A 23,758-nucleotide genomic window follows, 5' to 3' on the forward strand; every position below is an offset into this window, starting at 1 on the left:
CAACTCTGATGTGGACCGCGTTTGGTTAGCCCCACCGCCGTAGCAGAAGTGGTCGGATAGGGTTCGGTCCTGCCGGAAGAGTCCGGCCTGGCCGTGCGTGCTAGGAACCTTCGGAAGTAAGTAGGCTTTCGGTTTATCTTCGAACCGCTGGTGCCTTTTAGTTTCTGGGAGGTTACACCGGAGGTGACGCGACTGCTGAAAACCATGCAGCTTCGCGGCGGTCAAAATGAAATGACGGCCAGATCAGCAGCTTACGGTTCATTCCGTTGGTGCATCACTAGTTTAGCACCCTCAATGGACGGATCTACTCGACAAACACGCCAGAGCCGTGCCCGGGAAGGAGAGTGGCGCCGCCGCGCTCCACAGCCAGGGGAAGGACACGCCAGTCCTCATCCTCGCCGGAGGCAGCGGTCAGCTCGGTAACCAACCGTTCGATGTCTGCCGCCTGCTGCTCACCGACAGCAAAAGTCATCACGGTGGGCCCAGCACCCGAGATGACCGCAGGGAAGCCCTGCGCGCGAAGTTGGCGCATCAAGGTAGCACTGGGCAGCATCGCCTGGGCGCGATAGTCCTGATGCAGCGCATCCTGCGTCGCGTCCAGCAGAAATTCCGGCTGCCGGGAGAGTGCATGGACCAGAAGGGCGGCGCGGCCAGCGTTAGAGGCAGCGCTCGAGTGGGAGACCGAGGCCGGCAGCAGTGCACGTGCTGTCTCGGTCGACAGGCTGCTGGCCGGAATTATTGCTACGGGGATGATTGAGGGGTGCACCGGAACGGCGGCGCTGTGGAAGACCCTGCCGGTTTCCCAGGAGATGGCGAGGGAACCCAGGAGGGCGGGCGCCACGTTGTCGGGATGACCCTCAAGGGTTGAGCACAGCTGAAGGAGCCCCGCAGGCTCCATCCGGTCGGTGTCCGGCAACAAGAAATTGGCTGCCAGGACCGCAGAGACAATAGCCGCCGCCGAGGAGCCGAGTCCCCTGCCGTGCGGGATGAGGTTTTGCGTTTCGAGTTCGAGCCCTGGGCAGCCGAAGCCTGAGCGCTCGAGCGTGTCCAGCAGCGTGCGTGCCACCAGGTGGGCTTCATCGCTCGGGAGGTCGTCGGCTCCCTCTCCGGTGACCCTCACGGTGACGGTGCCGCTGGTGGTGGTCCGCACCATAACCGTGTCGAAGAGTGAAACAGCGAGGCCCAGGGTGTCAAAGCCCGGCCCCAGATTGGCGCTGGTGGCGGGGACCCGGATCGTTGCTTCCTGACCCGCAGCCACCATCCTGGTTCCCCTGGTCAGGCGGCTGATCTCCGGGGAGGGCACCAGGTCACTCACCGGCGGTGCCCTCAAGGCCCAGCGCGGTGGCAACGCTGACGACGTCGAAATCCACTGTGGTCGGCTCGACGTCGGACCCGTCCGCAGCCTTCAACGCCCATTGGGGGTCCTTGAGGCCATGGCCAGTCACCGTGATCACGATGGTCTTGCCGACCGGAGCCAACCCGGCGGCATGCTTTTTCAGGAGGCCCGCCACTCCGGCGGCCGATGCCGGCTCGACGAAGACGCCCTCGCGTGCCGACAGCCAGCGGTGCGCTTCGAGGATCTCGTCATCGGTGACTGCTTCAATCAGCCCGCCGGATTCGTCCCGTGCCGCGATCGCCTGGTCCCAGGACGCCGGGTTGCCGATCCTGATTGCCGTCGCGATGGTGTCGGGTTCGGTCACCGGGTGGCCCTTGACCAGCGGTGAGGCGCCTTCGGCCTGGAAGCCCCACATCACCGGGCGCTTGGTGGCCACCGGCAGGAGCACGGCGCCGTCGTCGGGGCCGTGCGGGTTGGTGTACGGCTCCGAGTATTCCTGGTAGCCCTTCCAGTACGCGGTAATGTTGCCTGCGTTTCCCACGGGCAACAGGTGGTAATCGGGGGCGTCGCCGAGGACGTCGACCACCTCGAACGCTGCTGTCTTCTGGCCTTCGATGCGCGCCGGGTTCACTGAGTTGACCAGGAACACCGGGTACGCCTCCGCCAGTTTCCGTGCGACGTCGAGGCAGTTGTCGAAATTGCCATTCACCTGCAACAGTTCGGCGCCGTGGGCGATCGCCTGGCTGAGCTTGCCCAAAGAGATCTTGCCCTGCGGTACCAGCACGGCACAGGTGATGCCTGCCTTGGTGGCGTAGGCGGCGGCCGAGGCCGACGTATTTCCGGTCGAGGCGCAGACCACTGCCTTCGCCCCTGATTCGATCGCGGCGGTGATGGCCATGGTCATGCCCCGGTCCTTGAAGGACCCGGTAGGGTTCATTCCTTCCACCTTGAGGTAGACCTGCGACCCGGTCAGTTCGGACAGCGCTGCGGCAGGGACCAACGGCGTCCCGCCTTCGCCCAGCGTGATGATCTCCGTGGTCTCCGAAACAGGCAGACGGTCGGCGTACTCGCGGATAACGCCGCGCCATTGGTGAGCCACTTAGGCCCCTTCCACTCGAAGGACACTTGTCACCGAATTGATGACGGCGAGGTCCTGGATCTGTTCTACCGTCGCGGCAAGGGCCGCCTCGGTGGCGCGGTGCGTCACGATACGTAGTTCCGCTGTGGCCTGGCCCGGCTGATCGGAGGGATGAATGCTCTGGCGTAGGGTCTCGATGGAAACACCCTGCTCAGCGAACAGTTGGGCGATCCGCGCGAGGACACCCGGCTGATCGGCCACATCGAGTCCGATCGAATAGCTGGTCCTCACCGCGTCTATGCTCATCGCCGGGACGTGGCCGGTGGTCGTTTCGGTGCGGCCTGGCCCGCCGAGCACCATGCGGCGTGCGGCGCTGACGACATCGCCCAGAACGGCCGACGCGGTGGGAGTGCCGCCTGCGCCCTGACCGTAGAACATCAGTTCACCTGCGTTCTCGGCCTCAATGAACACCGCGTTGAACGCACCATGGACCGCGGCCAGGGGATGATCCCGGGGCAGGAGGGTGGGGTGCACCCTGACGCTCACCCCCTCGGCGCCAGCACCGTCGGAGTTCTCCCGTGGCAGGAGCTCGGCGATGGCGAGGAGCTTGATGACAAACCCGGCGTCTTTCGCGGCTGCAATATCGGCGGCGGTCACCTTGGTGATGCCCTCGCAATACACCTCCTCCAACGCGAAGCGGGTGTGGAAGGACAGGGAGGCGAGGATGGCGCCCTTCGCGGCGGCGTCGTGACCTTCGACGTCGGCAGTGGGATCCGCCTCCGCGTAGCCCAAACGCTGCGCTTCCTTGAGGGCGTCGTCGAACTGTGCGCCGGTGGTGTCCATCTGGTCAAGGATGAAGTTGGTGGTGCCGTTGACGATGCCGAGGACCCGGGTAATCCGGTCACCGGACAGGCTGTCCCTGATGGGGCGCAGGATGGGAATAGCCCCCGCAACCGCTGCCTCGTAGGAAAGCTGGACCTTGGCGGCGTCGGCCTTCTCGTAGAGGGTGGGACCGTCAAGTGCCAGCAGAGCCTTGTTGCCGCTGATCACCGTTGCACCATGGTCGATGGAACGCAGAATCAGCGACCGGGCGGGTTCGATCCCGCCCATTAGCTCAATCACAATGTCGGCATCCTCAACCAATGAGTCAGCGTCGGTGGTGAAGAGCTCGCGCGGCAAGTCGACGTCGCGGGGTGCATCGATGGTGCGGACGGCGATGCCGGTCAGTTCCAGGCGTGCGCCGATGCGTGCTGCGAGCGCCTCGGCGTCCTCGAGGAGGATCCGTGCCACTTGCGAGCCAACGTTGCCGCAGCCCAGCAGGGCAACCCTGAGGGTGGACATGGCGCCGGTAGTCGAAGCTGTATCAGGTGAAATGGTGTCGCTCCTGCAATCAGTTGGTGGTGCGGGGGATGTCGCGAGCCAGCAGGTCGTCCTCGGTTTCGCCGCGCACAATCAGTCGTGCGCGACCGTCCCGGACGGCTACCACGGGTGGCCGGGCCACCCAGTTGTAGTTACTAGAAAGCGCCCAGCAGTAGGCGCCAGTGCCGGGAACGGCAACGAGGTCACCGGCGTCGGTGTCCTCGGGGAGGTAGACGTCCCTGACCACAATATCGCCGCTTTCGCAGTGTTTTCCCACGACGCGTGACAGTACGGGACTGGCGGCCGAGGTGCGGGACGCCAGTACCGACGAATAGTCAGCGTCGTAGAGGACCGGCCGGGGATTATCGCTCATTCCACCGTCCACCGACACGTACCGCCGCGGTCGGGTGTCAGCGCCATCGACGTCGACCTGAACGGTTTTGGTGGTGCCTACCGTATACAGGCTGAAGGTGCTTGATCCAACGATTGCCCGGCCCGGCTCAATGGAAATGCGCGGGACCGTCAGGCCCAGCTCGGCGCAGGTGGAGCGGACGACGTCGGCCATCGCCGTGGCGATCCCTGCCGGCGGGCGGGGCCTGTCTGCCTCGGTGTAGGCGATTCCGTAGCCGCCCCCGAGGTCAAGTTCGGGCAGTTCGATGCCATGTCGGTCGCGCACCTGCGCCAGGAACGCCAGCAACCTGCGCGCGGCGAGTTCGAAGCCCTCGGACTCGAAAATCTGCGACCCGATGTGGCAATGGACGCCCAACAGGTTAATCGATGGATGATTCAACGCCGCGGCGACGGCCTGGGCGGCTGGCGAGGCGTCGTCGTCGGCCAGGGACAGCCCAAACTTCTGGTCCTCATGGGCGGTCGCAATGAACTCGTGGGTGGAGGCGTGAACGCCCGGGGTGAGCCGGAGCATCACGTTAGCGCCGGTGCCGCGGGCGGCGGCCAGGGCAGCGAGCCGCTCCAGTTCGGGGAGGCTGTCCACCACGATGCGGCCTAGGTTCAGGTCGAGCGCCCGGCCCAACTCGGCGTCGGACTTGTTGTTCCCGTGCAGCCCGAGATGTTCGCCGGGGATTCCGGCGCGCATAGCGATCGCAAGTTCCCCACCGGAACACGTGTCGAGGCGCAGACCCTCTTCGGCTACCCAGTGGGCTATTTCGGTGCAGAGGAAGGATTTTCCCGCATAATAGACGTCCACTCCCCCGCACAGGTCGGCGAACGCTGTGTTGAATGCGTCCCTGAAGCTCCGGGCGCGGGTCCGAAAGTCATCCTCGGACACCACGAACAGGGGCGTGCCGAACTGCTCGGCGAGGTCACTGACTTTCAGGCCGCTGATCGTCAGCTCGTCGCCAAGACGGTCGACGTCGTGGGCCCACAGGTCACCGTTCAGCCGGTTGACGTCGTCGGGGTAGCTCAGCCAGTTGGGTGCCAGCGGCGAAGCCTTCCCCACACTCACATCCGCTCCGGTGCCGAGACGCCAAGCAGACCCAACCCATTGGCCAGGACCTGCTGGGTGGCATTGTTCAGCCACAGCCGGGTGCGGTGCAGGTCCGTGACCGGTTCCTCGCCCAGTGGCGCGATCCGGCACGCGTCATACCAGCGGTGGTAGGTGCCGGCGATGACCTCTATGTGGCGGGCTACCCGGTGCGGTTCCCGGAAGGCCGCGGCTTGCGCCACCATGCCGGGGAACTGGCCGAGTGCCGCGAGCAGTTCGCCCTCGGTGGGGTGGCTGAGCTCGGAGGCATCGAACGCGCTGGTATCCACGCCCGCCGCAGCTGCGTTGCGCTCCACCGCGTGGGTCCTGGCGTGGGCGTACTGGACGTAGAACACAGGATTGTCGTTGGTGCGCCGGGTCAACAGGTCAAGGTCGATGTCGATGTTGGAATCGGCCGAGAAGCGGGCGAGGGTGTACCGGGCGGCGTCGACCCCGACGGCGTCGACCAGATCCTCCAGCGTGACGACAGTTCCTGCGCGCTTGGACATCCGTACCGGGACGCCATCCTTCATCAGGTTCACCATCTGGCCAATCATTACCTCGACGGTGTCCGGGTCATCCCCCAGTGCAGCGGCGGCGGCCTTGAGCCGGGCCACGTAGCCATGGTGGTCGGCGCCGAGCATGATGATATTCAGGTCAAAACCACGGCGGCGCTTGTTGACGAAGTAGCCGATGTCGCCGGCAATGTAGGCGGGGGCGCCGTCGGACTTGATGACAACCCGGTCCTTGTCGTCACCGAACTCGGTGGACCGCAACCACCAGGCACCATCTTCGAGGAACAGGTTTCCAGACGTTTTCAGCTTCTCCAGCAGGCCTTCAACGAAGCCGTCCTGGAAGAGGGAATGCTCGTGGAAGTAGACGTCAAAATCGACGCCGAACTCATGCAGGGACTTCTTGATGTCACCGAACATCAGGTCAACGCCCAGTTCGCGGAAGCGCTCAACCGATTCGGCCTGCGCCAAATCAAGGATCGCCGGATCGAGGATGAGGACGCGGGCGGCTATGTCGTCAATGTAGGCACCACCGTAACCGTCTTCGGGGGACGGTTCGCCCTTGGCGCTGGCCCACAAGGACCGCGCGAACCGTTCAACCTGGGCGCCGTGGTCATTGAAGTAGTACTCACGGGTCACCTGGGCACCCTGGGACCGGAACAGTCGGGCCAGCGCGTCGCCGACAGCTGCCCAGCGGGTGCCGCCGAGGTGGATGGGACCGGTGGGGTTCGCCGACACGAATTCGAGGTTGATTTTGGTGCCAGCCATGAGCTCGCTGGTGCCGAAGGCGGGGCCGGCCGCCACAATGGAGCGTGCCAGTTCGCCGGCGGCAGCGGCGTCGAGGGTGATGTTCAGGAAACCCGGGCCAGCGATGGCGACACTTCTGACACCGTCGAGCTGCTCCAGGCGGTTACTGAGAATCTGGGCAAACTCGCGGGGGTTCATCCCTGCCTGTTTGGACAGCTGGAGGGCGATGTTGGTGGCCCAGTCCCCGTGCTCCCGGCTCCTGGGTCGCTCAACCCGGACCTCAGACGGAAGCTCGACGTCGAATTCGCCAGCGGCGACGGCTTCTTTGAGGCAGGAGGAGATGGCGGCAGAGAGTTCTTCGGGAGTCACCCATCCAGCATAACGGGGCGCACCGCTGCGGCAGTTTTCTGTGACGCAGGGGCGCACACCCCGCTAGGAGTCCGCAGGGGTTTTCGTCGGAGGGCGCTTCCCTGATAAGCTCAGTGAGTCCCAATTCGGGGCCGGAATGACCGGTTTCCCGCCTTCGTAGCTCAGGGGATAGAGCGTCTGCCTCCGGCGCAGAAGGTCGTAGGTTCGAATCCTATCGAGGGCACGAAACAGCCCCCAGATTTCAGCGAAATCTGGGGGCTGACCGCTTTAACGGGGTGGACTCCCAGCCGCGCGCCATGCGAAAGGATCCCTGGCGCAGCGGTGATTCAGGACAGCTCCTGACCGTGTTGGGGAGTATTTTGGTCATATGTTGGAAACCTCGGCACGGCTGCTTCAGCTGCTCTCCCTGCTGCAGCTGCGCCGGGAGTGGACCGGTTCGGCGCTTGCCGAGCGCATGGACGTCACCGGGCGCACCGTTCGGCGGGATATCGGCAAGCTCCGGACCCTTGGCTATCCCATCCACGCATCCCCGGGGGTCGCTGGCGGTTACCAACTCGGCGCTGGCGCACAACTACCGCCCCTCCTGCTTGACGACGACGAGGCACTCGCCGTCGCCCTCGGCCTGAGCGCTGTCACGGCAAGTCCTGTCGCCGGGATCGGCGAGGCATCAGTGCGGGCATTGACCAAGCTGGAGCAGGTGCTTCCCAGCCGGCTTCGTCCCCGGTTCGCGGGCCTGCGGAGCGCTGTCACACGGATGGCGGCCGTCAGCACCCCGGTCCGGCCGGAAATTCTTACCGCCCTCTCCGCCGCGATCACCGAACGCCGCACCGTCGTCTTCAGGTATGCCCGCCAGGACGGCGAATCCTCGCGCCGGATCGTCGAACCCTACCGGCTCGTTGACACCGGCAGGCGTTGGTATCTGGTGGCCTGGGATGCAACCCGTGAGGACTGGCGGACGTTTCGTGTGGACCGATGCCAGAGCGTTCCGGCACACCGGGACCGGTTCACGCCCCGCCCTCTCCCCGCCCGGGACCTTGCCCTGTACGTGCAGCAATCGATCACGCGCTCGCCGTACCAGTACGACGTCGTCGTCCGGCTGACGGGTAACATCAGCGACGTCTCGCAAAAAGTGTCGCCGGACACGGCTGAGCTGCTGAGCGACGGCGAAGGGCATACCCTCATGCGGGCGGGCTTTGATTCCCTCGATTGGCCGCTGATGCATCTGGTGGCGCTGGACCTCGAGTTCGAGATCCTTGAGCCGCCGCTGATGCGTGAGCGGGCCCGGCTGGCGGCGGAACGTCTCACCAGGGCAGCCGGCGATAGTCCTACCGCCTAGGATTGGTACCAACCATGGCACTGACTATTTCCTATCCCCCTGAACTCCCGGTTTCCGAGCGCCGCGCCGACATCATGGCTGCCATCGCCGCCAACCAGGTGACGATCATTGCCGGCGAAACCGGGTCCGGCAAGACCACCCAGATTCCGAAGATGTGCGTGGAGCTGGGACTTGCCGACAGGGGGCTGATCGGCCATACCCAGCCCCGCCGTCTTGCCGCCCGCACGGTGGCTGAGCGCATCGCCGAGGAACTGGACGTCAAGGTGGGTGCCGAGGTCGGCTTCCAGGTGCGGTTCACCGGCGAGGTCAGCCGTAGCACCAAGATCAAGCTGATGACTGACGGCATCCTGCTGGCCGAGATCCAGCACGACCGGCTGCTGAAAAAGTACAGCACCATCATCATTGATGAGGCCCACGAGCGCAGCCTCAACATTGACTTCATTCTGGGCTATCTGAAAAGAATCCTGCCGCAGCGGCCCGATCTGAAGCTGATCATCACCTCGGCCACCATCGACCCTGAACGCTTCGCCGCGCACTTCGCCGCCGATGAAGCAGTAACCGTCAAGCAACCGGCACCGATCATCGAGGTCTCAGGCCGCACCTATCCGGTCGAAATCCGGTACCGTCCCCTGAGCCAGCCGGCCGGCGACGCGGATGACAGCGCCGACCCAGGGGACCAGGAGGAAGACCGGGACCCACTGGACGCTGTCTGCGACGCGGTCGACGAATTCGCCAGGGAAGCCCCCGGCGATATTCTGGTGTTCTTTTCCGGCGAGCGCGAGATCCGGGATGCGGCAGACGCCCTCCGCGCCCGGGTCCAGGTCAATCCCCGGCTCAAGGGCACCGACATCCTGCCGCTGTTCGCGAGACTGTCTCTCCAGGAGCAGCACCGGGTGTTCCGGCCCTCCGGCCCCGGGCGGCGCATCATCCTCGCCACGAACGTCGCCGAAACCTCGCTCACCGTCCCCGGTATCAAGTACGTCATCGACACCGGCACCGCCCGCATTTCACGCTACTCGCACCGCACGAAGGTACAGCGGCTGCCGATCGAACGTGTCTCGCAGGCGTCAGCCAACCAGCGCTCCGGCCGGTGTGGCAGGGTCTCCGACGGCATTGCCATCCGCCTGTACTCCGAGGAGGACTTCGAGGCCCGCCGCCCGTTCACCGACCCGGAGATCCTGCGTACCAACCTGGCGGCGGTCATCCTGCAGATGACCGCCATGGGGGTCACCCGCGGGCCCAAGGATGTCGCCGACTTCCCGTTCGTTGAGCCACCGGATTCCAAGGCCATCAACGACGGCGTGACTCTCCTGAAGGAGCTCGGCGCGCTGGAAGCGTCGGGCAGTATCTCGCCCGTAGGCCGCAAACTCGCCCAACTCCCGGTGGACCCCCGCCTGGGCCGGATGATTGTCGAGGCCGGTCAGCGTGGCTGCGCTAAGGAAGTGATGGTGCTTGCCGCGGCCCTCACTATCCAGGATCCGCGGGAGCGCCCGCAGGCCGACCAGGGCGCGAAGCTGCAGACCGCCACGGCGATGCACAAACGGTTCCTCGACGAGAACTCGGACTTCACCGGGTACCTGAACCTGTGGCGATATCTGCAGGAGCAACAGAAAGAACTGTCCTCCACAGCGTTCCGCAAGCTGTGCCGCAACGAGTTCATCAATTACCTGCGGGTCCGCGAATGGCAGGACCTGTTCGCGCAGCTCCGCCAGCTCGCCAAACCGCTGGGAATCACCCTCTCCCCCGACCCAGTGGATCCGGTGGGCAACGATTCGGCCATCCATATCAGCCTGCTCGCGGGGCTGCTCAGCCACATCGGGCTCTACGACCAGCGCAAGCGCGAGTACGCCGGAGCACGCGGCACCCGCTTCGCCGTCTTCCCCGGTAGCGCCCTCTTCAAAAAATCCCCGGACTGGGTGATGGCCGCCGAACTGGTGGAGACGTCAAGGCTTTGGGCCCGGGTGGCGGCGAAGTTCGATCCGCTGTGGGCCGAGGAGGTGGCGCCGCACCTGGTCAAACGCAGCTACAGCGAGCCACACTGGTCCCGCAAGATGGGCGCCGTCATGGCCAACGAGAAGGTCACGCTTTACGGTGTGCCGATCGTCCCACAGCGTCGGATCAATTACGGTCGGGTCGATCGTGAGGTGGCGCGAGAGTTGTTCATCAGGCATGCCCTGGTGGAGGGCGACTGGAAAACCCACCATAAATTCTTCCACCGCAACAAGGCTCGTCTCGCGGAGATCGAGGAGCTGGAGAACCGGCTGCGGCGGCGCGATCTGATGGTCGACGACGAGACCCTCTTCGAGTTCTACGACACGCGGGTGGCCGCCGAGGTGGTGTCCGAACGGCACTTCGATTCGTGGTGGAAGGACACCCGCCACCAACACCCCGACCTGCTCGACTTCCTCCCCGGCGACCTCCTCGCCGACAACAATGACCTTGACGAATCGGCCTTCCCCAAAATCTGGCACCAGGGGAGTTTTGACCTCCCCCTGAGTTACGAGTTCTCGCCCGGCGTGCAGGGTGCGTCTGACGGCGTCACGGTGAAGATACCGGTGGTGTTCCTGAACCAGCTCGACGCCAGGCCCTTCCACTGGCAGATTCCCGGGCTACGGGTGGAACTGGTGACCGCCCTGATCAAATCGCTGCCCAAGCAGGTCCGCAAGAACTTCATTCCTGCCCCCGATGTAGCCCGCAGCGCCGTCACGGCGCTGAACGCCGACTTCGACCCGGCGAGCGACGATCTCGAGCAGTCCCTTGAACTGGTGCTGCGCCGGATGAAGGGGCACATCATTGCGCCGGGCTCCTGGAACCGCGGCGTCCTGCCGGAGCACCTGCTGATGAGCTTCCAGGTGATTGACGGAAAAGGGCAGATCCTCGACGAGGGCACCGATCTGCCGGCCCTCCAGGAGCGGCTAGCACCTCAAACACGCCGCGCAATTGCCGAGTCGCTCGGCGCGACGCCGGCCACCACCCGGCCAGCGAAGACGCCAGCCCACGCGAAGTCTCCAGCGAAGTCGGAAGGGGAGTCCCAGCCGGGGGATCCCGTGGACATCGGGATTACCGAGCGGTCAGGTCTCACGGCGTGGATCGTCGGCGACGTCCCCCGCCAGGTGACCCGGCTGGTGAACGGACACTCGGTGACCGGCTACCCGGCGCTGACCGATGAGGGGACTGCCGCAGGCCTCGCCGTCTTCCCCAATCCCGCCGAGCAGGGTGCCGCCATGCGCGACGGAATCATCAGACTCCTCGCTGTACGTGTTCCCAGCCCCGCCAAATACGTCCTGGAGCATCTCAGCAACGCCGAGAAGCTCACCTTCAGCCAGAACCCACACGGCAGCGTTGCGGGGTTGATCGATGACTGCACCCTCGCCGCCGTCGACAGGCTCACCCCCGAGACCCTGCCCTGGACCGAGGCGGAGTTCAACTCACTTTACGAAACAGTCCGCGCCGAACTCATCGACACCGTGTTTACTGTCACCGCCACCGTCGAGAAGATCCTCTCCAGCACCCGCAGGATCGAGAAACACCTCAAGGGCACCACCAGCCTCGCCTTGATCACAGCGCTGAATGATGTCAGAAGTCAGCTGGAACAGCTGGTCTACCCCGGCTTTGTTGCGAGGACCGGGTATGCCCAGCTGAGTCATTTACCCCGTTATCTGGCGGGGATCGAGGCACGTCTCGACAAGCTGGCCGGCAACGTCCAGCGCGATTCGCTCGGCACCGCCGTCGTCCAGCGCCTCGAGGACGAGTACGACGACGCCGTCGCCGCCCTCGTCCCCGGCAGCCGGAAAACGCCGCCCGCCCTGTTGAGGGTGCGCTGGATGCTCGAAGAGCTCAGAATCAGCCTCTTCGCCCAGGAGCTGGGCACCGCCTACACCGTGTCGGAGAAGCGGATCCGTGCAGCCATCGGCGAGGCGATGGCCGCGCAGCGGACCGGGGTGGGCTCCGCCGTCTAAGTGGCCCGCCGTCTAACTGGCGTCAGGGACGTACCGCCCGTGCCCTGCCGACCGGAGGGCCTCCCGCAGCGCGGCAGCGTTGGCATCGAGTTTAGCCGGATCCGGGTGATGGTCGACCGCGTGCACGTCGAAGTCCTGGGCGCTCTGTGTCGGCCAGACATGGACGTGCAGGTGCGGCACCTCGTAGCCCTCTATCAGCACCCCCACCCGTTTCGGGCCGAACGCGGCCGTCTGCGCCTTCGCAATCGTCTGAGCCACTGCCATCACCTTGCTCAACAGCTCCGGTTCCGCCTCCACCCAGTGGGCCACTTCCTGGCGTGGCAACACCAGGGTGTGCCCGTCGGTGAGCGGAGCGATGGTGAGGAACGCGACGACGTCGTCGTCCTTCCAGATGAATCGTCCCGGTATGTCGCCGTCGATGATCTTGGTGAACAGGGTACTCACGGATATCTCCTAACTTTTCTGGGATTGGGATTGGGGTTGGTGGGGGTCAGGCGCCGGTGGCGACGGGAAGATCCGACCGGGAGGACCACTGCGACCAGGACCCCGGGTAGAGTGCGGCGGAATAACCTGCAATCTCCAGCGCAGCGATTTGGTGGGCGGCAGTGATCCCCGATCCACAGTACACAGCGACGGCGGCAGCATCGTTGACGCCCAGCGCTTCAAAGCGTCGGCGAAGGTCCGTCGGGGTCTTGAACCGCAGGTCCGCGGCGAGATTTTCCGTGGTGGGCGCGCTCACCGCACCGGGAATATGGCCCGCTTTCGGATCCAGCGGCTCTACCTCGCCACGGAACCGCTCGCCGGCACGGGCGTCGAGCAGTACGCCGTGTTCCGCGATCGACCGGACATGGTCGATGTCGGTAATCGTCATCGAACCGGTACTCAGTGCCACTTCTCCGAGGCAGTGCTGTTCCTCCCCACCCTCGGTCTCATAGCCGGCACCGGTCCAGGCAGCCAGCCCACCATCGAGCAGCTGCACTGACTCCACCCCCGCCCAGCGCAGCAGCCACCAGAGCCGGGCCGCTGACGTGTTGCCTGAATTGTCGTACGCCACCACCATGTCGCCGTCGTTGATGCCCCACTGGCGGGCCGCTTCCTGCAACCGCTCGATCTGGGGCAGCGGGTGTCTGCCCTCCCGGGCCGATGGTTCGCCGCTCAGGGTGGCGTCGAGGTCGACGTACACTGCGCCGGGTATGTGGGCTGATTGGTAATGACCGTGACCGTGGGGATCACCCAACGACCAGCGGACATCCAGCAGGACCGTCTGCAGCCCGGAGGTCATCCGGTCCCGCAGGGCCTGCACGTCCATCAGAGTCTTCATAAGATCTCCTTTTGAATGTGACCGGCAACACTGCCGACCCTTATGCGCACCAGTCCATCACAGCCCGGGCCGGTACTCCAATCCACTTCCAGCCAGGGCAGGGCTGGCCGGTAGGCGGACACACATGGACCAGCCTGGCTGTCGTCGACCCGGAGAATTCAGCCTTCTACCCGGCATGGCGGTTGGAACCCAGCTTTGAGCCCTGCGTCATCGACCACATGATCTGGCGGGGTTGACCCAACAGAAATAGCGGCGGTGGCGGGAACCGGGTAGAACTAAGTAATGAATGATTCCCTGGTGCTCGGTCCCATGATGCGATACGTCGATCTGACCTCGGCTAGCATCTGGGTGGAGACCCGGCAGGCGGCGGAGGTCAGCGTAACGGCCGGTCAACAGACCTGGACGGCCAGGACGTTCGGAGTCCACGGCCATCACTACGCTCTGGTGGAGGCGGACGGTTTGGAACCGGGAACTGTCACCCCATACACACTGTCGATTGACGGCGTCCAGGTGTGGCCCGAGGAAGGGTCAGAGTATCCTCCCTCGATGATCGCCACCCTGACGCCTGACAAGCCGATTAAGATGGCGTTCGGTTCCTGCCGCACGAGCGTCCCTCACGACGAGGCCGGCAACAGCAAGCATGGAGTCGATTCGCTGCGCGCCTACGCCCTTAATCTGGCGGCGGGGGTCAGCGATGTGGCGTGGCCCGATCTGGTGGTGTTCCTGGGCGACCAGGTGTACGCCGACGTCACCAGTGACGCTATGCAGGAGTTCATTAGGGCCCGGCGGGATATCGACGAGGACCCCGGCGAGGAGTTGAAGGACTACGAGGAGTATGCCCATCTATACAACCTCGCGTGGTCGGATGACGCCAACCGATGGCTGCTCTCCACCCTGCCCAGCGCCATGATTTTCGATGACCACGACATCCGGGACGACTGGAACACCTCCCTGAACTGGAAGCACGCCATGGAGACTACCTCCTGGTGGCAAGGGCGAATTGTCGCGGGACTGGCCTCCTACTGGGTGCACCAGCACCTCGGCAACCTCTCACCCGAACACCGCGCGCAGGACGAGATCTGGCAGCTGGTCGCCTCGCACACCGGCGCCGCCGAGCTGGATCTCAGCGACGCGCTGGATAAGTTCGCCGATCGCACCAATCAGGAACCCTCGACCTACCGGTGGAGCTTCAGCCGTGAGATCGGTGACGTCCGACTGGTGGTCCTCGACTCCCGCGCAGGCCGGGTCCTTGACCCCGAAAAACGGTCAATCCTCGACGACCGGGAGTTGGAGTGGCTCGACGGTCAAATGCAGGGCGGTTTCCGGCACCTCCTGATCGCCACCTCGTTGCCTTTCCTGCTGCCCACCGGCCTGCACCACATCGAAGCCTGGAACGAGGCTCTCGCCGACGGCGCCTGGGGCACCCTCGGCGCGAAAATCGGCGAGAAGATGCGACGTACGGTCGACCTTGAACATTGGGGTGCATTCCAGCGGAGCTTCAGGGCCGTGGCCGGAATGGCCGTCGATGTGGCGGACGGCAAACGCGGTCCGGCACCCGAAACCGTGACCTTCCTCTCCGGGGACGTGCACTTCTCCTATGTGTCCGAGGTGGAGCGGTCGTCGGGTAGCCGGATCATCCAGGCCGTGTGTTCCCCGATCCGCAACCCACTCCCCCGCGCCATGCGGTTTCTTACGGCCATCCTGTCCTACGGGGTCGCCAGCCCGGTGGGCGCGCTGGTGGCTCGCTCAGCAAAGGTGCCCGACCCGCCCTTCCGCTGGTCGGGGCTGAAAGGCCCCTGGTTCGACAACAATTTGGCGGGCCTGCAGGCCGGCCCGGATGGCCTGCGGTTCTGGTGGGAGCGCGGGGTGGTCGACGACGGCGATCACCTTTCGCCGCGGCTGGAAGAGGTCGCCAGGGTGACGGTGTCTCCCCGAACCTCAATCACGACCTAGAGCAGCACACTCTCCCCCGGATCGAGATGGCGAAATTCGGTGCCGTAGAGTCCCCCGATGCGGGCGATATGGTCCTCCACCAACTGCAGGCCGCTGTCGTTGAGGAGCGCATCGTGGATCTGGAAGGCACGGACCGCCCTGACCGAGGTCACGAAATCGATCACTTCGCCGGTTTTGGACCAGGGCGCATGGACCGGCACGAGAAGTGTTGCAACGTCAATGCCATGCGGGACGATGAAGGAATCTCCCGGGTGATAAAGCGACCCGTCGATGAAGTAGCCAATATTCGCCACCATCGGAATGTGTGGGTGGATCAACGCATGCTGTCCGCCGAAGGTCTGGACCTCAAAGCCGGCGATAATGTACCGCTGCTCCGGTTCGACCGTGTGAACTCTCCCGGGTTCGTCGTCGAGCCGCCCAGAAAGTGCCGTGGCTACCACAGCCGGTGCATAGACCACCATGGCCCGATCATCACGCAGCGCCTCCACCAGGCGTTCCTCGTCGAAATGGTCGGCATGCTGATGAGTGATGAGCACCGCGTGCGCCCCGGCGAGAGCCGTCTCCACCTCGGAAAACGACCCCGGGTCGACGACGAGCGCTGCACCGTCCTTTTCCAGCCGGACACAGGCGTGCGTGTATTTGGTGAGCTTCATCGCGCCAGCCTACCGCCGGGACGCTCCAGCCAACAGAGCCGGGGGTCCGCCGCTGGTAATCTGGTTCGCGACAGTCAGTAACGCCCGAGCCGTCAGGAGGGGATCCAGCAGTGCCACCAGTAGCAGAACCGGCCGCCCGTAAAGGCTCAGAGCAGCGGGTCACCAAGCAGCGTCTGGCGGTCAGCGCGGCGCTCGATGACCTCGACGATTTCGTCAGTACCCAGGAACTTCATCGTTTGCTGCACGCGGCAGGACACGCCGTCTCTCTCGCCACCACCTACCGAATCCTGCAGTCGATGTCCGAGGATGGCCTGGTCGACGTTTTGCGGAACGGTGAGGGGGAAGCAGTGTATCGCCGGTGCGACGCTCCCCACCACCATCACCATCTGCTTTGCCGGAACTGTGGGCGCGCCGTCGAGATCGAGGCGCCAGCCGTCGAGAAGTGGGCGGCGCGCACCGCCGAGGAGCACGGCTACACCGAGGTGGCCCACACCGTGGAAATCTACGGTCTCTGCCCGGTCTGCACCGCCGAACAGCGCCGGAGTTAGACCGACCGCACCAGGGCGGGGCCGGCTGTCGTGGACGCTCTTCGGTGGCCACGCTGCCAGCTGATTCCCCGACAGACCAGGTAGATCACGAAGGAAATGGTTGTCACGTAGGGGCTGATCGGGATTCGCCCACCCAGCGCCAGGAGGATTCCTCCCACCACGGAGACGCAGGCGAAAATTACGCTGAGCAGCACCACAATCCTGGGCGACGAGGTTAGCTTCAGCGCCGCTGCGGCAGGGGTGATCAGCAGGGCCAGCACCAGCAGCGCACCCACCACCTGGATGGACAGGGCCACTGACACGCCGAGCAGGAACATGAACATGATGGACAGGCCACGCACCGGCACGCCGCGCGCCTCAGCCAGGGCGGCGTCGGCGCTGGCGAAGGTGAGCGGCCGCCAGATGGCCAGCAGCGCCACCATCACCGCTACCGCGCAGCCCGCCAGCAGGGATAGCTGGACGTCGTCCACCGACACGATCTGCCCGGTCAGCAGCCCAAATTTGTTGGCCGCCCGGCCCTCATAGAGGGCGAGAAAGAGAATGCCCAGGCCGAGGCCGAACGGCATGATCACCCCGATGATCGAGTTTCGGTCCCGTGCCCTGATCCCCATCACGCCCAGCAGCAGCGCGGCAAGCACCGACCCCACCAGCGACCCGTAGATCACGTTGGCGCCGATGAGCAGCGCGAACGCCGCGCCGGCAAAGGACAGTTCGGCGATACCGTGGACGGCGAACGCCAGATCCCGCATCATCACGAAGGTGCCGATCAGTCCCCCCAGCAGACCAAGCACGGCTCCCGCCCACAGCGAGTTCCGCACCAGGGGGAGCAGGTCGGCGTAGTTGTCGAAATTGAAGATTGCGGTGAAGATCTCCTGCAGGTCCACTGTCAGTGTCCTTCCGCGTGGTGGTGGGTGGTGTCATCTGGGAGCCCGACGACGATGATCCGCCCCTTGCTGTGCAGGACCTCGACGTTGCTGTTGTACAGCTCGGACAGCACCTCACTGGTCATGACTTCATGGGGCGGACCAACCCTGAATTGTCCTCCCGCCAGGTAGAGGACGCGATCGACGTAGTCGATCACCGGGTTGATTTCGTGGGTGACAAAGACGACAGCCGACTCGTTCTCACGGCATTGATCGTTGATGAGCCCGCTGACTGCCTGCTGGTGATGCAGGTCAAGGGAGAGCAGGGGCTCGTCGCAGAGCAGAACCTGCGGGTTGGTGGCGAGGGCCTGCGCCGCCCGCAACCGCTGTTGCTCGCCCCCGGACAGGCGCCCAACCGGTGCATCAGCGTAGGAGGAAGCACCCACCTTTTCGAGCAGGGCGTCGACTGTAGCGTTGTATTGTCGGCCCTTCCACCGCAAACCCCAGCGGTGACCGTCGACGCCGAGCCCCACCAGATCGCGTGCCCGGAGCGGGGTTTCCGGCGGGAAGGACTTTTGCTGAGGGATGTAGCCGATATCACGGCTACCGCGACGTACCTCGGACCCGTTGATTGTGGCCGTTCCGGAGTCCAGTCGCTGGAGGCCCAGCAGCACCTTCAGGAGACTGGTCTTGCCCGACCCGTTGGGACCGAGAACCGCGAAAAACTCACCCTTGCGGATGTCCAGGTCGAGGTCATGCCAGAGGACGCGGTCACCAAATGAAAGGGACGCCGACCGTAGCCTGACCACCGGTTCGGCAACCGTGCGCTCCGCGGTGAAATTGTGAGGGGTCAAAGCCAGTTGGTTCATCTCCAGCAGGAATAAGGTCGGGTGGTGTTTCCACCAACCATCAATTAGGGGTTCAGAGCACTTTCAATGCTGTCCACGTTGGAGGACATCCAGGTCAGGAAGTCCTCCCCCTCCGGAACAGTCTCGGTGAAGGTGACAATGTGAACCCCTGCCGCGTCCGCCGCGTCACGGACGGACTGGGTCTGCTGACTCTCCGTCTGCTCATTATAGGCAAGGAAGGCGAGAGAATCGTCCTCCATGAGGGCCATCATTTCGTTCAGGACGGCCACCGATACATCCGAGCCTTCCTCGATAGCCTCGCTGTAGTCGCCCGGGGTGATGTTCTCCAGTCCCGCTGCGTCAAGGAGGTAAACAGGGACCGGCTCGGTGATCGCTACCGTCCTGCCCTCTGCTTTTGCCTTCAACCCGGTAAGCCGATCTGCCAGACCTGCAGTGCCAGTGGTGAACTCGTCGACGTTGGTCTTGTAGGTTTCGGCATTATCCGGGTCGATTTCGGCGAGCTTGGCGCCTATTTCTTCGGCGACGGCGCCCATTGCGGTCACGTCATACCAAACATGTTCGTTGAAGGAACCGTGTGCTGCGTGCTCCTCTTCGGACTCACCCTCGTGCCCCTCCTCACCTTCCTCCTGGAGGCCTGCGACGCTGACCGCAGAGATGACCGAGTCGTGCTCCACTTCGTCGGCAAGCCGTTCCAGGAACGGATCATAACCGCCGCCATTTCCTATCAGGAGCTGCGCCTCGGATACCACCAGCTTGTCCTGGACGGTGGCCTCATAGGAATGCGGGTCCTGCGACAGGCTGTCCACGATCGACGTGACCGAGATCCTGTCCCCTCCGATGGTCTCGGCAATCTCGCCGTAGACGTTCGTGGAGGCGACTACCTGAATGCCGTTCTCGGTGGTGCCAGCGGCAGCGTTTCCTCCCTCCGACTGCCCACACCCGGTTAGTGCCAGCGCGAGGGCCGTGACCCCGACCAAACCTGTCACTGTGGAAAAGCGTTGCATGTGTCCCTCGATCTCCGTGTTGGTTTGACCCGCATCAATAACTTTTGATCTCGAGTCTAACGCAAACGCGAATCATTCGCATATTGCCGGGGTGCCACCTACCGAGGGATGTGGTCCGCCGGCACGTCCTCCACACTGTTGCCGGTACGCCGGTGGCCCTGGTTCTGCGTCGCGTCCCGGATTTCACCGACCAACTGCTCAATCACGTCCTCGAGAAACAGGACACCGTGGGTTGCCCCGTCCGGCCCGAGCACCCGTGCCAGGTGTGATCCGGTTCGTTGCATGGTACTCAACGCGGTCTCGATTTCGTCGTCGAGGTTAAGGTTCGCCAGGGTACGCACCTTGTTCTCGGTGATGGGCTTGGCGTACATCTCCTCCGAGATGGACATGACATCCTTGAGGTGCATATACCCGGTCAGGACATCGTTTTCGTCCATCAACACAAACCGGGAAAAACCGGTGCGCCCTACCGCCTTCTCAAAGTCGGCCGGGGTGGAATCCGTGCTGACGCTCACCAGTTCGGCGAGCGGCACCATGACGGTGCCAGCCGTCTGCCCGGAAAACTCAAGCGCACCGGAAATCAGACCGGAACCATCGTCAACGAGACCGTGGCGGGTGGACTCCTGCACGATCGACTGCACCTCTTCGAGGGTGAAGGACGAGGTTACCTCGTCCTTCGGCTCCACCCGCATGGCCCGCAGGATGTGGTTCGCCAACCAGTTCAGGGATCCGATGATGGGGTTCACAATCCGTGCGATCATCACCAGCGGCGGGGCCAGTAGCAGTGCCGCCTTGTCGGCAACGGACACCGAAATGTTCTTCGGAACCATTTCGCCGAACGTCACGTGCAGGAAGGTCACGATCAGTAACGCGATCGCAAACGCGATGATGTCAGCCGGGCCCGCGGGGATACCCACCGATTCCAGGGGAACCACGAGCAGGTGATGGATGGCAGGCTCGGCTACCTGCAGGATCAGCAGTGAGCAGACGGTAATGCCCAACTGTGCACAGGCGAGCATCAGGGAGACATGTTCCATGGCCCACAGCGTTGTCTTGGCCCGCTTCGAGCCTTCATCGGCCAAGGGCTCAATTTGGCTGCGTCGCGCTGACATGATCGCAAATTCGGCGCCCACAAAGAAGGCGTTACCGATCAGCAGAACAATCAGCCAGACAATTCCGGCCCAGTCGTTCATCGCTGACCTTCCATCGCGGCGGTTGCGGCTCCGCCAGTTTCGATTACTGGTTGCATCGGGATAAAGCTGACCCGGTCGATCCGTCGACCGTCCATGCGCTCTACCTCAAGGACACCGCCGGATACGTCAACCCGGTCGCCGGGGGTAGCAATCCGACCCAGCTGCGCCATGATGTACCCGGCTACGGTTTCGTAGCCTGCCTCATCAGGCACCGAAAGGTGCGGAATCTGGTCGGTGACCTCGTCGGGCCGCATTAGACCGGGGAAGAACCAGTTGCCCGAGGCGCTCTGCAGCACACCTGGCTTCAGCTTGTCGTGCTCATCGGCAACCTCGCCGACAATCTCTTCGACCAGGTCCTCGAGGGTGACGACGCCGGCCGTTCCGCCATACTCGTCGAGCACCACCGCGAGCTGGAGGTTCGCCTCCCGCAGTTCTGCCAGCAGGGAGTCCAGATGGACAGTTTCCGGGACGCGCAGGACCTCGGTCATGATGGTGCCGGCCGGCAGACCCGCGCGCTTGCTGCGCGGCACGGCAACGGCCTTTTTGACATGGACCACGCCTCGGATGTCATCGGGCGAATCGGCGATCAGCGGGAACCGGGAAAACCCCGTCCGTCGGGCGAGGTCGACGACGTCGGCCACGCTCTGATCCGACTCGATGGTTTCCATTCTGATTCGCGGGGTCATCACATCGGCGGCGGTTCGTTCCGAAAAGCTGAAAGTCCGCGCCAGGAAGTTGGCTGTACCGGCGTCGAGAGTGCCCATCTCGGCGGACCGGCGAACCAGGGAGGAAAGCTCCGACGGGGTCCGGGCGCCGGAGATCTCCTCCTTCGCCTCCAACCCGAACAGGTTCAGTACTCGGTTGGAGAAGCCATTCAACACGATGATCGCCGGCTTAAAGACTCCGGTGAAGATCAGCTGCGGCCGGGCCAGCAACTTGCCAATCTTGAAGGGGAGGGCGATGGCAAGGTTTTTGGGGACCAGCTCGCCGATAAGCATCGACAGGAGGGTGGCGAGCGTCATCGCTATGACGAGCGATACCGTCCCGAGAATCGCATCGGGGACACCGACTGCAGTCAGCGGACCCTGGATCAGGCGACCGACGGAGGGCTCCATGACGTAGCCGGTCAACAGGGTGGTGAGGGTGATGCCAAGCTGACAGCTCGAGAGCTGGGTAGACAACGATTTCAAGCACTTGAGCAGGGGCACTGCGCCCTTGTCGCCATTATCGACCGCCCGCTGGACGTAGGTCTGGTCCAGGGCGACGAGGGAAAACTCAACGGCGACGAAGAACCCGGTTCCCAGGATCAGGAGGAGACCCGCTATTAGGAAATAGATTTCCATCTGGCGCTCACCGCCGTCCGGGCATTCCGGCTCTGGTCGCGCACGCGGCGGCGCAGGGAACCGAGCGGGCCCGGTCTGGAAGGCTCCGATAGCGGCTCGGTGGAGCAGACTCCCGAAACACGAGGCCCGCTGCGATCTGGGTCAACGGGGTTCACAACTGCTGGGAGGTGATGATGGGCATTGGTACGGGGTCTGCCGGCGCGAGTCGTCCGTGCTGCGGAAATCCGCGGCGCACGCATCGAAGGCCGGCCCCTAGAGGAACTGTCCATAAGAATTCCAGTTTACATCAGCGGTCCGCGCGCACCAGTATGGCTGCTACCAGCTCTGCGGGAGTGGCCTGCCCTCTTCGTAGCCCGCGGCCGACTGCACACCCACCACGGCGTTCTCCCTGAACTCGGCGAGGCTGCGTGCCCCGGCATAGGTCATCGAGCTGCGCAGGCCCGCAGTGATCATGTCCAGCAGGTCCTCTACTCCAGGACGGGCCGGGTCAAGGTACATTTTCGATGTCGAAATGCCTTCCTCGTACAGCCCCTTTCGCGCCCGGGCGAAGACGTCGTCGCGCTGCGTCCGGTTCTGGACCGCCCGGGCCGAAGCCATGCCGAAGCTCTCCTTGTACTGTCTGCCGCTACTGTCCGTCTGCAGATCCCCGGGGCTCTCATAGGTTCCGGCGAACCAGGATCCGATCATCACCTGGCTGGCGCCGGCGGCCAGCGCCAGCGCGACGTCCCGCGGGTACCTCACGCCGCCGTCGGCCCAGACCTGTGCGCCGAGTTCGCGCGCCGCCTCGGAACATTCGTGCACGGCCGAAAACTGGGGCCGCCCCACCGCTGTCATCATGCGGGTGGTGCACATGGCGCCCGGGCCCACCCCGACCTTGACGATGTTGGCACCCGCCGCCACCAGGTCACGAACGCCGTCGGCGCTCACCACATTGCCCGCCACGATGGGCACTGTCCGGGAAACCCCGCTGGCGACGGCCCGAACTGCCTTCAGTGCGTCGAGCATCTTTCGCTGGTGCCCGTGGGCGGTGTCGACGACCAGCACGTCCACACCGGCGTCCAGCAGTTCGGCGGCCTTGGTTTCGACGTCGCCGTTGATGCCCACTGCCGCGGCAACCCGAAGCGATCCGTCGGCGTCGAGGGCCGGCCGATAGATCGTCGAGCGCAGCGCACCCTTGCGGGTCAGCACACCCAGCAACTCGCCGTCGCTGGAGACGGGAGCGAGACTGGTGCCCGCGGCGTCCAGCTCCTCGAAAGCGCGCTGGAGTCCTGCCGCAGCATCGCCGGCAAACCGGGATGATTCGAAGTTGACGAAGCTGGTGCGCATCACCGATTCCAGCGAGGCGAACCGGTCGACTCCCTCGCAGTCCGCCGACCGGACGATTCCGACGCAACGGTTCTGTTCGTCAACCACCATCACCGCCCCGTAGGACCGCTTATTGATCAGGTGCAGTGCATCAATCACGGTGTTCCCGGGCTGGAGTTTGAGTGGAGTCTCGTAGACGGCGTCCCGGCTCTTTACCCACTCGGTCACTTCAGCGATCACCTCGGACGGAATGTCCTGCGGCAGGACGGCGAGCCCGCCGCGGCGAGCTACTGTCTCGACCATGCGGCGCCCGGTCACGGCCGTCATGTTGGCCACCACCAGCGGGATGGTCGTGCCGGTCGAATCGTCGCTGGAAAGATCCACATCGAAGCGGGACACGACCTCTGAGGCGGACGGGACCAAAAAGACGTCCGAATAAGTGAGGTCGGTGGTCGGCTGATTGATAAAACGCATGGTGTTGCTCCTGGATCGGCTTCGTTTAAAGTCTAGGTGGTTCCCCTGACACTTCG

The 23,758-nt window shown here is 64.3% G+C and carries 19 protein-coding genes and 1 tRNA gene; 6 read left to right on the forward strand and 14 right to left on the reverse strand.

Features of this window, described 5'->3' with window-relative positions:
* Nucleotides 1-304: 304 nt before the first annotated feature.
* The 5 genes from thrB to argS are packed head-to-tail and all read right to left on the reverse strand — an operon-like array spanning nucleotide 305 to nucleotide 6,881.
* Nucleotides 305-1,315 (reverse strand): homoserine kinase, encoded by a 1,011-nt coding sequence (gene thrB / locus ACX80A_RS00470; RefSeq protein ID WP_459257706.1) that lies wholly within the window; start codon nucleotides 1,313-1,315, stop codon nucleotides 305-307.
* Nucleotides 1,308-2,435 (reverse strand): threonine synthase, encoded by a 1,128-nt coding sequence (thrC, locus tag ACX80A_RS00475; RefSeq protein WP_459257707.1) that lies wholly within the window; start codon nucleotides 2,433-2,435, stop codon nucleotides 1,308-1,310. The genes thrB and thrC overlap by 8 nt, the downstream gene beginning before the upstream one ends.
* The gene (locus ACX80A_RS00480) at nucleotides 2,436-3,755 is read right to left on the reverse strand and encodes a homoserine dehydrogenase (protein WP_459257708.1); all 1,320 of its coding nucleotides are present in this window, start codon (nucleotides 3,753-3,755) and stop codon (nucleotides 2,436-2,438) included. It abuts the gene before it with no gap.
* A 49-nt stretch (nucleotides 3,756-3,804) separates the two neighbouring features.
* A complete protein-coding gene (lysA, locus tag ACX80A_RS00485; protein ID WP_459257709.1) occupies nucleotides 3,805-5,235 on the reverse strand; it encodes a diaminopimelate decarboxylase in 1,431 nt (476 codons plus the stop codon).
* Nucleotides 5,232-6,881, reverse strand: a complete 1,650-nt coding sequence (argS, locus tag ACX80A_RS00490; RefSeq protein ID WP_459257710.1) for an arginine--tRNA ligase — start codon at nucleotides 6,879-6,881, stop codon at nucleotides 5,232-5,234. Before argS ends, lysA begins: the two co-directional genes overlap by 4 nt.
* A 150-nt stretch (nucleotides 6,882-7,031) precedes the next feature.
* Between argS and ACX80A_RS00495 the strand changes: the two genes are divergently transcribed.
* The 3 genes from ACX80A_RS00495 (at nucleotide 7,032) to hrpA (ending at nucleotide 12,176) form a co-directional block, all read left to right on the forward strand.
* A tRNA-Arg gene (locus tag ACX80A_RS00495) sits at nucleotides 7,032-7,104 on the forward strand.
* Nucleotides 7,105-7,248: 144 nt separating this feature from the next.
* Nucleotides 7,249-8,217, forward strand: a complete 969-nt coding sequence (locus ACX80A_RS00500; RefSeq protein WP_459257711.1) for a helix-turn-helix transcriptional regulator — start codon at nucleotides 7,249-7,251, stop codon at nucleotides 8,215-8,217.
* A 14-nt stretch (nucleotides 8,218-8,231) separates the two neighbouring features.
* On the forward strand, nucleotides 8,232-12,176 hold the full coding sequence (hrpA, locus tag ACX80A_RS00505) for an ATP-dependent RNA helicase HrpA (RefSeq protein WP_459257712.1): 3,945 nt from the start codon (nucleotides 8,232-8,234) through the stop codon (nucleotides 12,174-12,176).
* 12 nt (nucleotides 12,177-12,188) lie between these two features.
* On the opposite strand, the gene ACX80A_RS00510 is transcribed toward hrpA, so the two are convergent.
* On the reverse strand, nucleotides 12,189-12,620 hold the full coding sequence (locus tag ACX80A_RS00510; protein ID WP_459257713.1) for an HIT family protein: 432 nt from the start codon (nucleotides 12,618-12,620) through the stop codon (nucleotides 12,189-12,191).
* A 46-nt stretch (nucleotides 12,621-12,666) separates the two neighbouring features.
* Complete coding sequence (locus tag ACX80A_RS00515) at nucleotides 12,667-13,497, reverse strand: sulfurtransferase (RefSeq protein ID WP_459257714.1); 831 nt, start codon at nucleotides 13,495-13,497, stop codon at nucleotides 12,667-12,669.
* A gap of 17 nt (nucleotides 13,498-13,514) precedes the next feature.
* On the opposite strand from ACX80A_RS00515, the gene ACX80A_RS00520 reads away from it, so the two are divergent.
* Together ACX80A_RS00520 and ACX80A_RS00525 are read left to right on the forward strand one after the other, a co-directional pair.
* A complete protein-coding gene (locus ACX80A_RS00520; protein WP_459258357.1) occupies nucleotides 13,515-13,733 on the forward strand; it encodes a hypothetical protein in 219 nt (72 codons plus the stop codon).
* A 46-nt stretch (nucleotides 13,734-13,779) separates the two neighbouring features.
* Complete coding sequence (locus ACX80A_RS00525) at nucleotides 13,780-15,450, forward strand: alkaline phosphatase D family protein (RefSeq protein ID WP_459257715.1); 1,671 nt, start codon at nucleotides 13,780-13,782, stop codon at nucleotides 15,448-15,450.
* On the opposite strand, the gene ACX80A_RS00530 is transcribed toward ACX80A_RS00525, so the two are convergent.
* Nucleotides 15,447-16,103, reverse strand: coding sequence for an MBL fold metallo-hydrolase (locus ACX80A_RS00530; RefSeq protein ID WP_459257716.1), 657 nt, complete (start codon nucleotides 16,101-16,103; stop codon nucleotides 15,447-15,449). The genes ACX80A_RS00525 and ACX80A_RS00530 overlap by 4 nt on opposite strands.
* Nucleotides 16,104-16,213: 110 nt before the next feature.
* Here ACX80A_RS00530 and ACX80A_RS00535 point away from each other — a divergent pair, with 110 nt between their 5' ends.
* Nucleotides 16,214-16,651, forward strand: a complete 438-nt coding sequence (locus ACX80A_RS00535) for a Fur family transcriptional regulator (RefSeq protein ID WP_459257717.1) — start codon at nucleotides 16,214-16,216, stop codon at nucleotides 16,649-16,651.
* Here ACX80A_RS00535 and ACX80A_RS00540 read toward each other — a convergent pair.
* The 6 genes from ACX80A_RS00540 to guaB1 form a co-directional block, all read right to left on the reverse strand.
* Entirely contained in the window at nucleotides 16,648-17,535 is an 888-nt protein-coding gene (locus tag ACX80A_RS00540; RefSeq protein WP_459257718.1) for a metal ABC transporter permease, read from the reverse strand. The two genes, ACX80A_RS00535 and ACX80A_RS00540, sit on opposite strands and share 4 nt — an antisense overlap.
* A gap of 2 nt (nucleotides 17,536-17,537) precedes the next feature.
* Entirely contained in the window at nucleotides 17,538-18,383 is an 846-nt protein-coding gene (locus tag ACX80A_RS00545) for a metal ABC transporter ATP-binding protein (protein WP_459257719.1), read from the reverse strand.
* A gap of 44 nt (nucleotides 18,384-18,427) precedes the next feature.
* Nucleotides 18,428-19,387, reverse strand: coding sequence for a metal ABC transporter solute-binding protein, Zn/Mn family (locus ACX80A_RS00550; RefSeq protein ID WP_459257720.1), 960 nt, complete (start codon nucleotides 19,385-19,387; stop codon nucleotides 18,428-18,430).
* Between the two features lie 98 nt (nucleotides 19,388-19,485).
* Nucleotides 19,486-20,580 carry a hemolysin family protein gene (locus tag ACX80A_RS00555; protein WP_459257721.1) on the reverse strand — a complete coding sequence of 365 codons (1,095 nt, stop codon included), beginning with the start codon at nucleotides 20,578-20,580 and terminating at the stop codon, nucleotides 19,486-19,488.
* The gene (locus tag ACX80A_RS00560) at nucleotides 20,577-21,923 is read right to left on the reverse strand and encodes a hemolysin family protein (protein ID WP_459257722.1); all 1,347 of its coding nucleotides are present in this window, start codon (nucleotides 21,921-21,923) and stop codon (nucleotides 20,577-20,579) included. The genes ACX80A_RS00555 and ACX80A_RS00560 overlap by 4 nt, the downstream gene beginning before the upstream one ends.
* 315 nt (nucleotides 21,924-22,238) lie before the next feature.
* Entirely contained in the window at nucleotides 22,239-23,702 is a 1,464-nt protein-coding gene (gene guaB1 / locus ACX80A_RS00565; protein WP_459257723.1) for a GMP reductase, read from the reverse strand.
* Nucleotides 23,703-23,758: the final 56 nt, after the last annotated feature.

It is taken from the genome of Arthrobacter sp. TMN-50 (assembly GCF_054511125.1).

Bases quoted from the DNA above. Each gene is read 5' to 3' on its own strand.
- ACX80A_RS00480 (WP_459257708.1), bottom strand. From the start codon at position 3,755: ATGTCCACCCTCAGGGTTGCCCTGCTGGGCTGCGGCAACGTTGGCTCG.
- ACX80A_RS00500 (WP_459257711.1), top strand. From the start codon at position 7,249: ATGTTGGAAACCTCGGCACGGCTGCTTCAGCTGCTCTCCCTGCTGCAG.
- hrpA (WP_459257712.1), top strand. From the start codon at position 8,232: ATGGCACTGACTATTTCCTATCCCCCTGAACTCCCGGTTTCCGAGCGC.
- ACX80A_RS00515 (WP_459257714.1), bottom strand. From the start codon at position 13,497: ATGAAGACTCTGATGGACGTGCAGGCCCTGCGGGACCGGATGACCTCC.
- ACX80A_RS00525 (WP_459257715.1), top strand. From the start codon at position 13,780: ATGAATGATTCCCTGGTGCTCGGTCCCATGATGCGATACGTCGATCTG.
- ACX80A_RS00530 (WP_459257716.1), bottom strand. From the start codon at position 16,103: ATGAAGCTCACCAAATACACGCACGCCTGTGTCCGGCTGGAAAAGGAC.
- ACX80A_RS00545 (WP_459257719.1), bottom strand. From the start codon at position 18,383: ATGAACCAACTGGCTTTGACCCCTCACAATTTCACCGCGGAGCGCACG.
- ACX80A_RS00550 (WP_459257720.1), bottom strand. From the start codon at position 19,387: ATGCAACGCTTTTCCACAGTGACAGGTTTGGTCGGGGTCACGGCCCTC.
- ACX80A_RS00555 (WP_459257721.1), bottom strand. From the start codon at position 20,580: ATGAACGACTGGGCCGGAATTGTCTGGCTGATTGTTCTGCTGATCGGT.
- ACX80A_RS00560 (WP_459257722.1), bottom strand. From the start codon at position 21,923: ATGGAAATCTATTTCCTAATAGCGGGTCTCCTCCTGATCCTGGGAACC.
- guaB1 (WP_459257723.1), bottom strand. From the start codon at position 23,702: ATGCGTTTTATCAATCAGCCGACCACCGACCTCACTTATTCGGACGTC.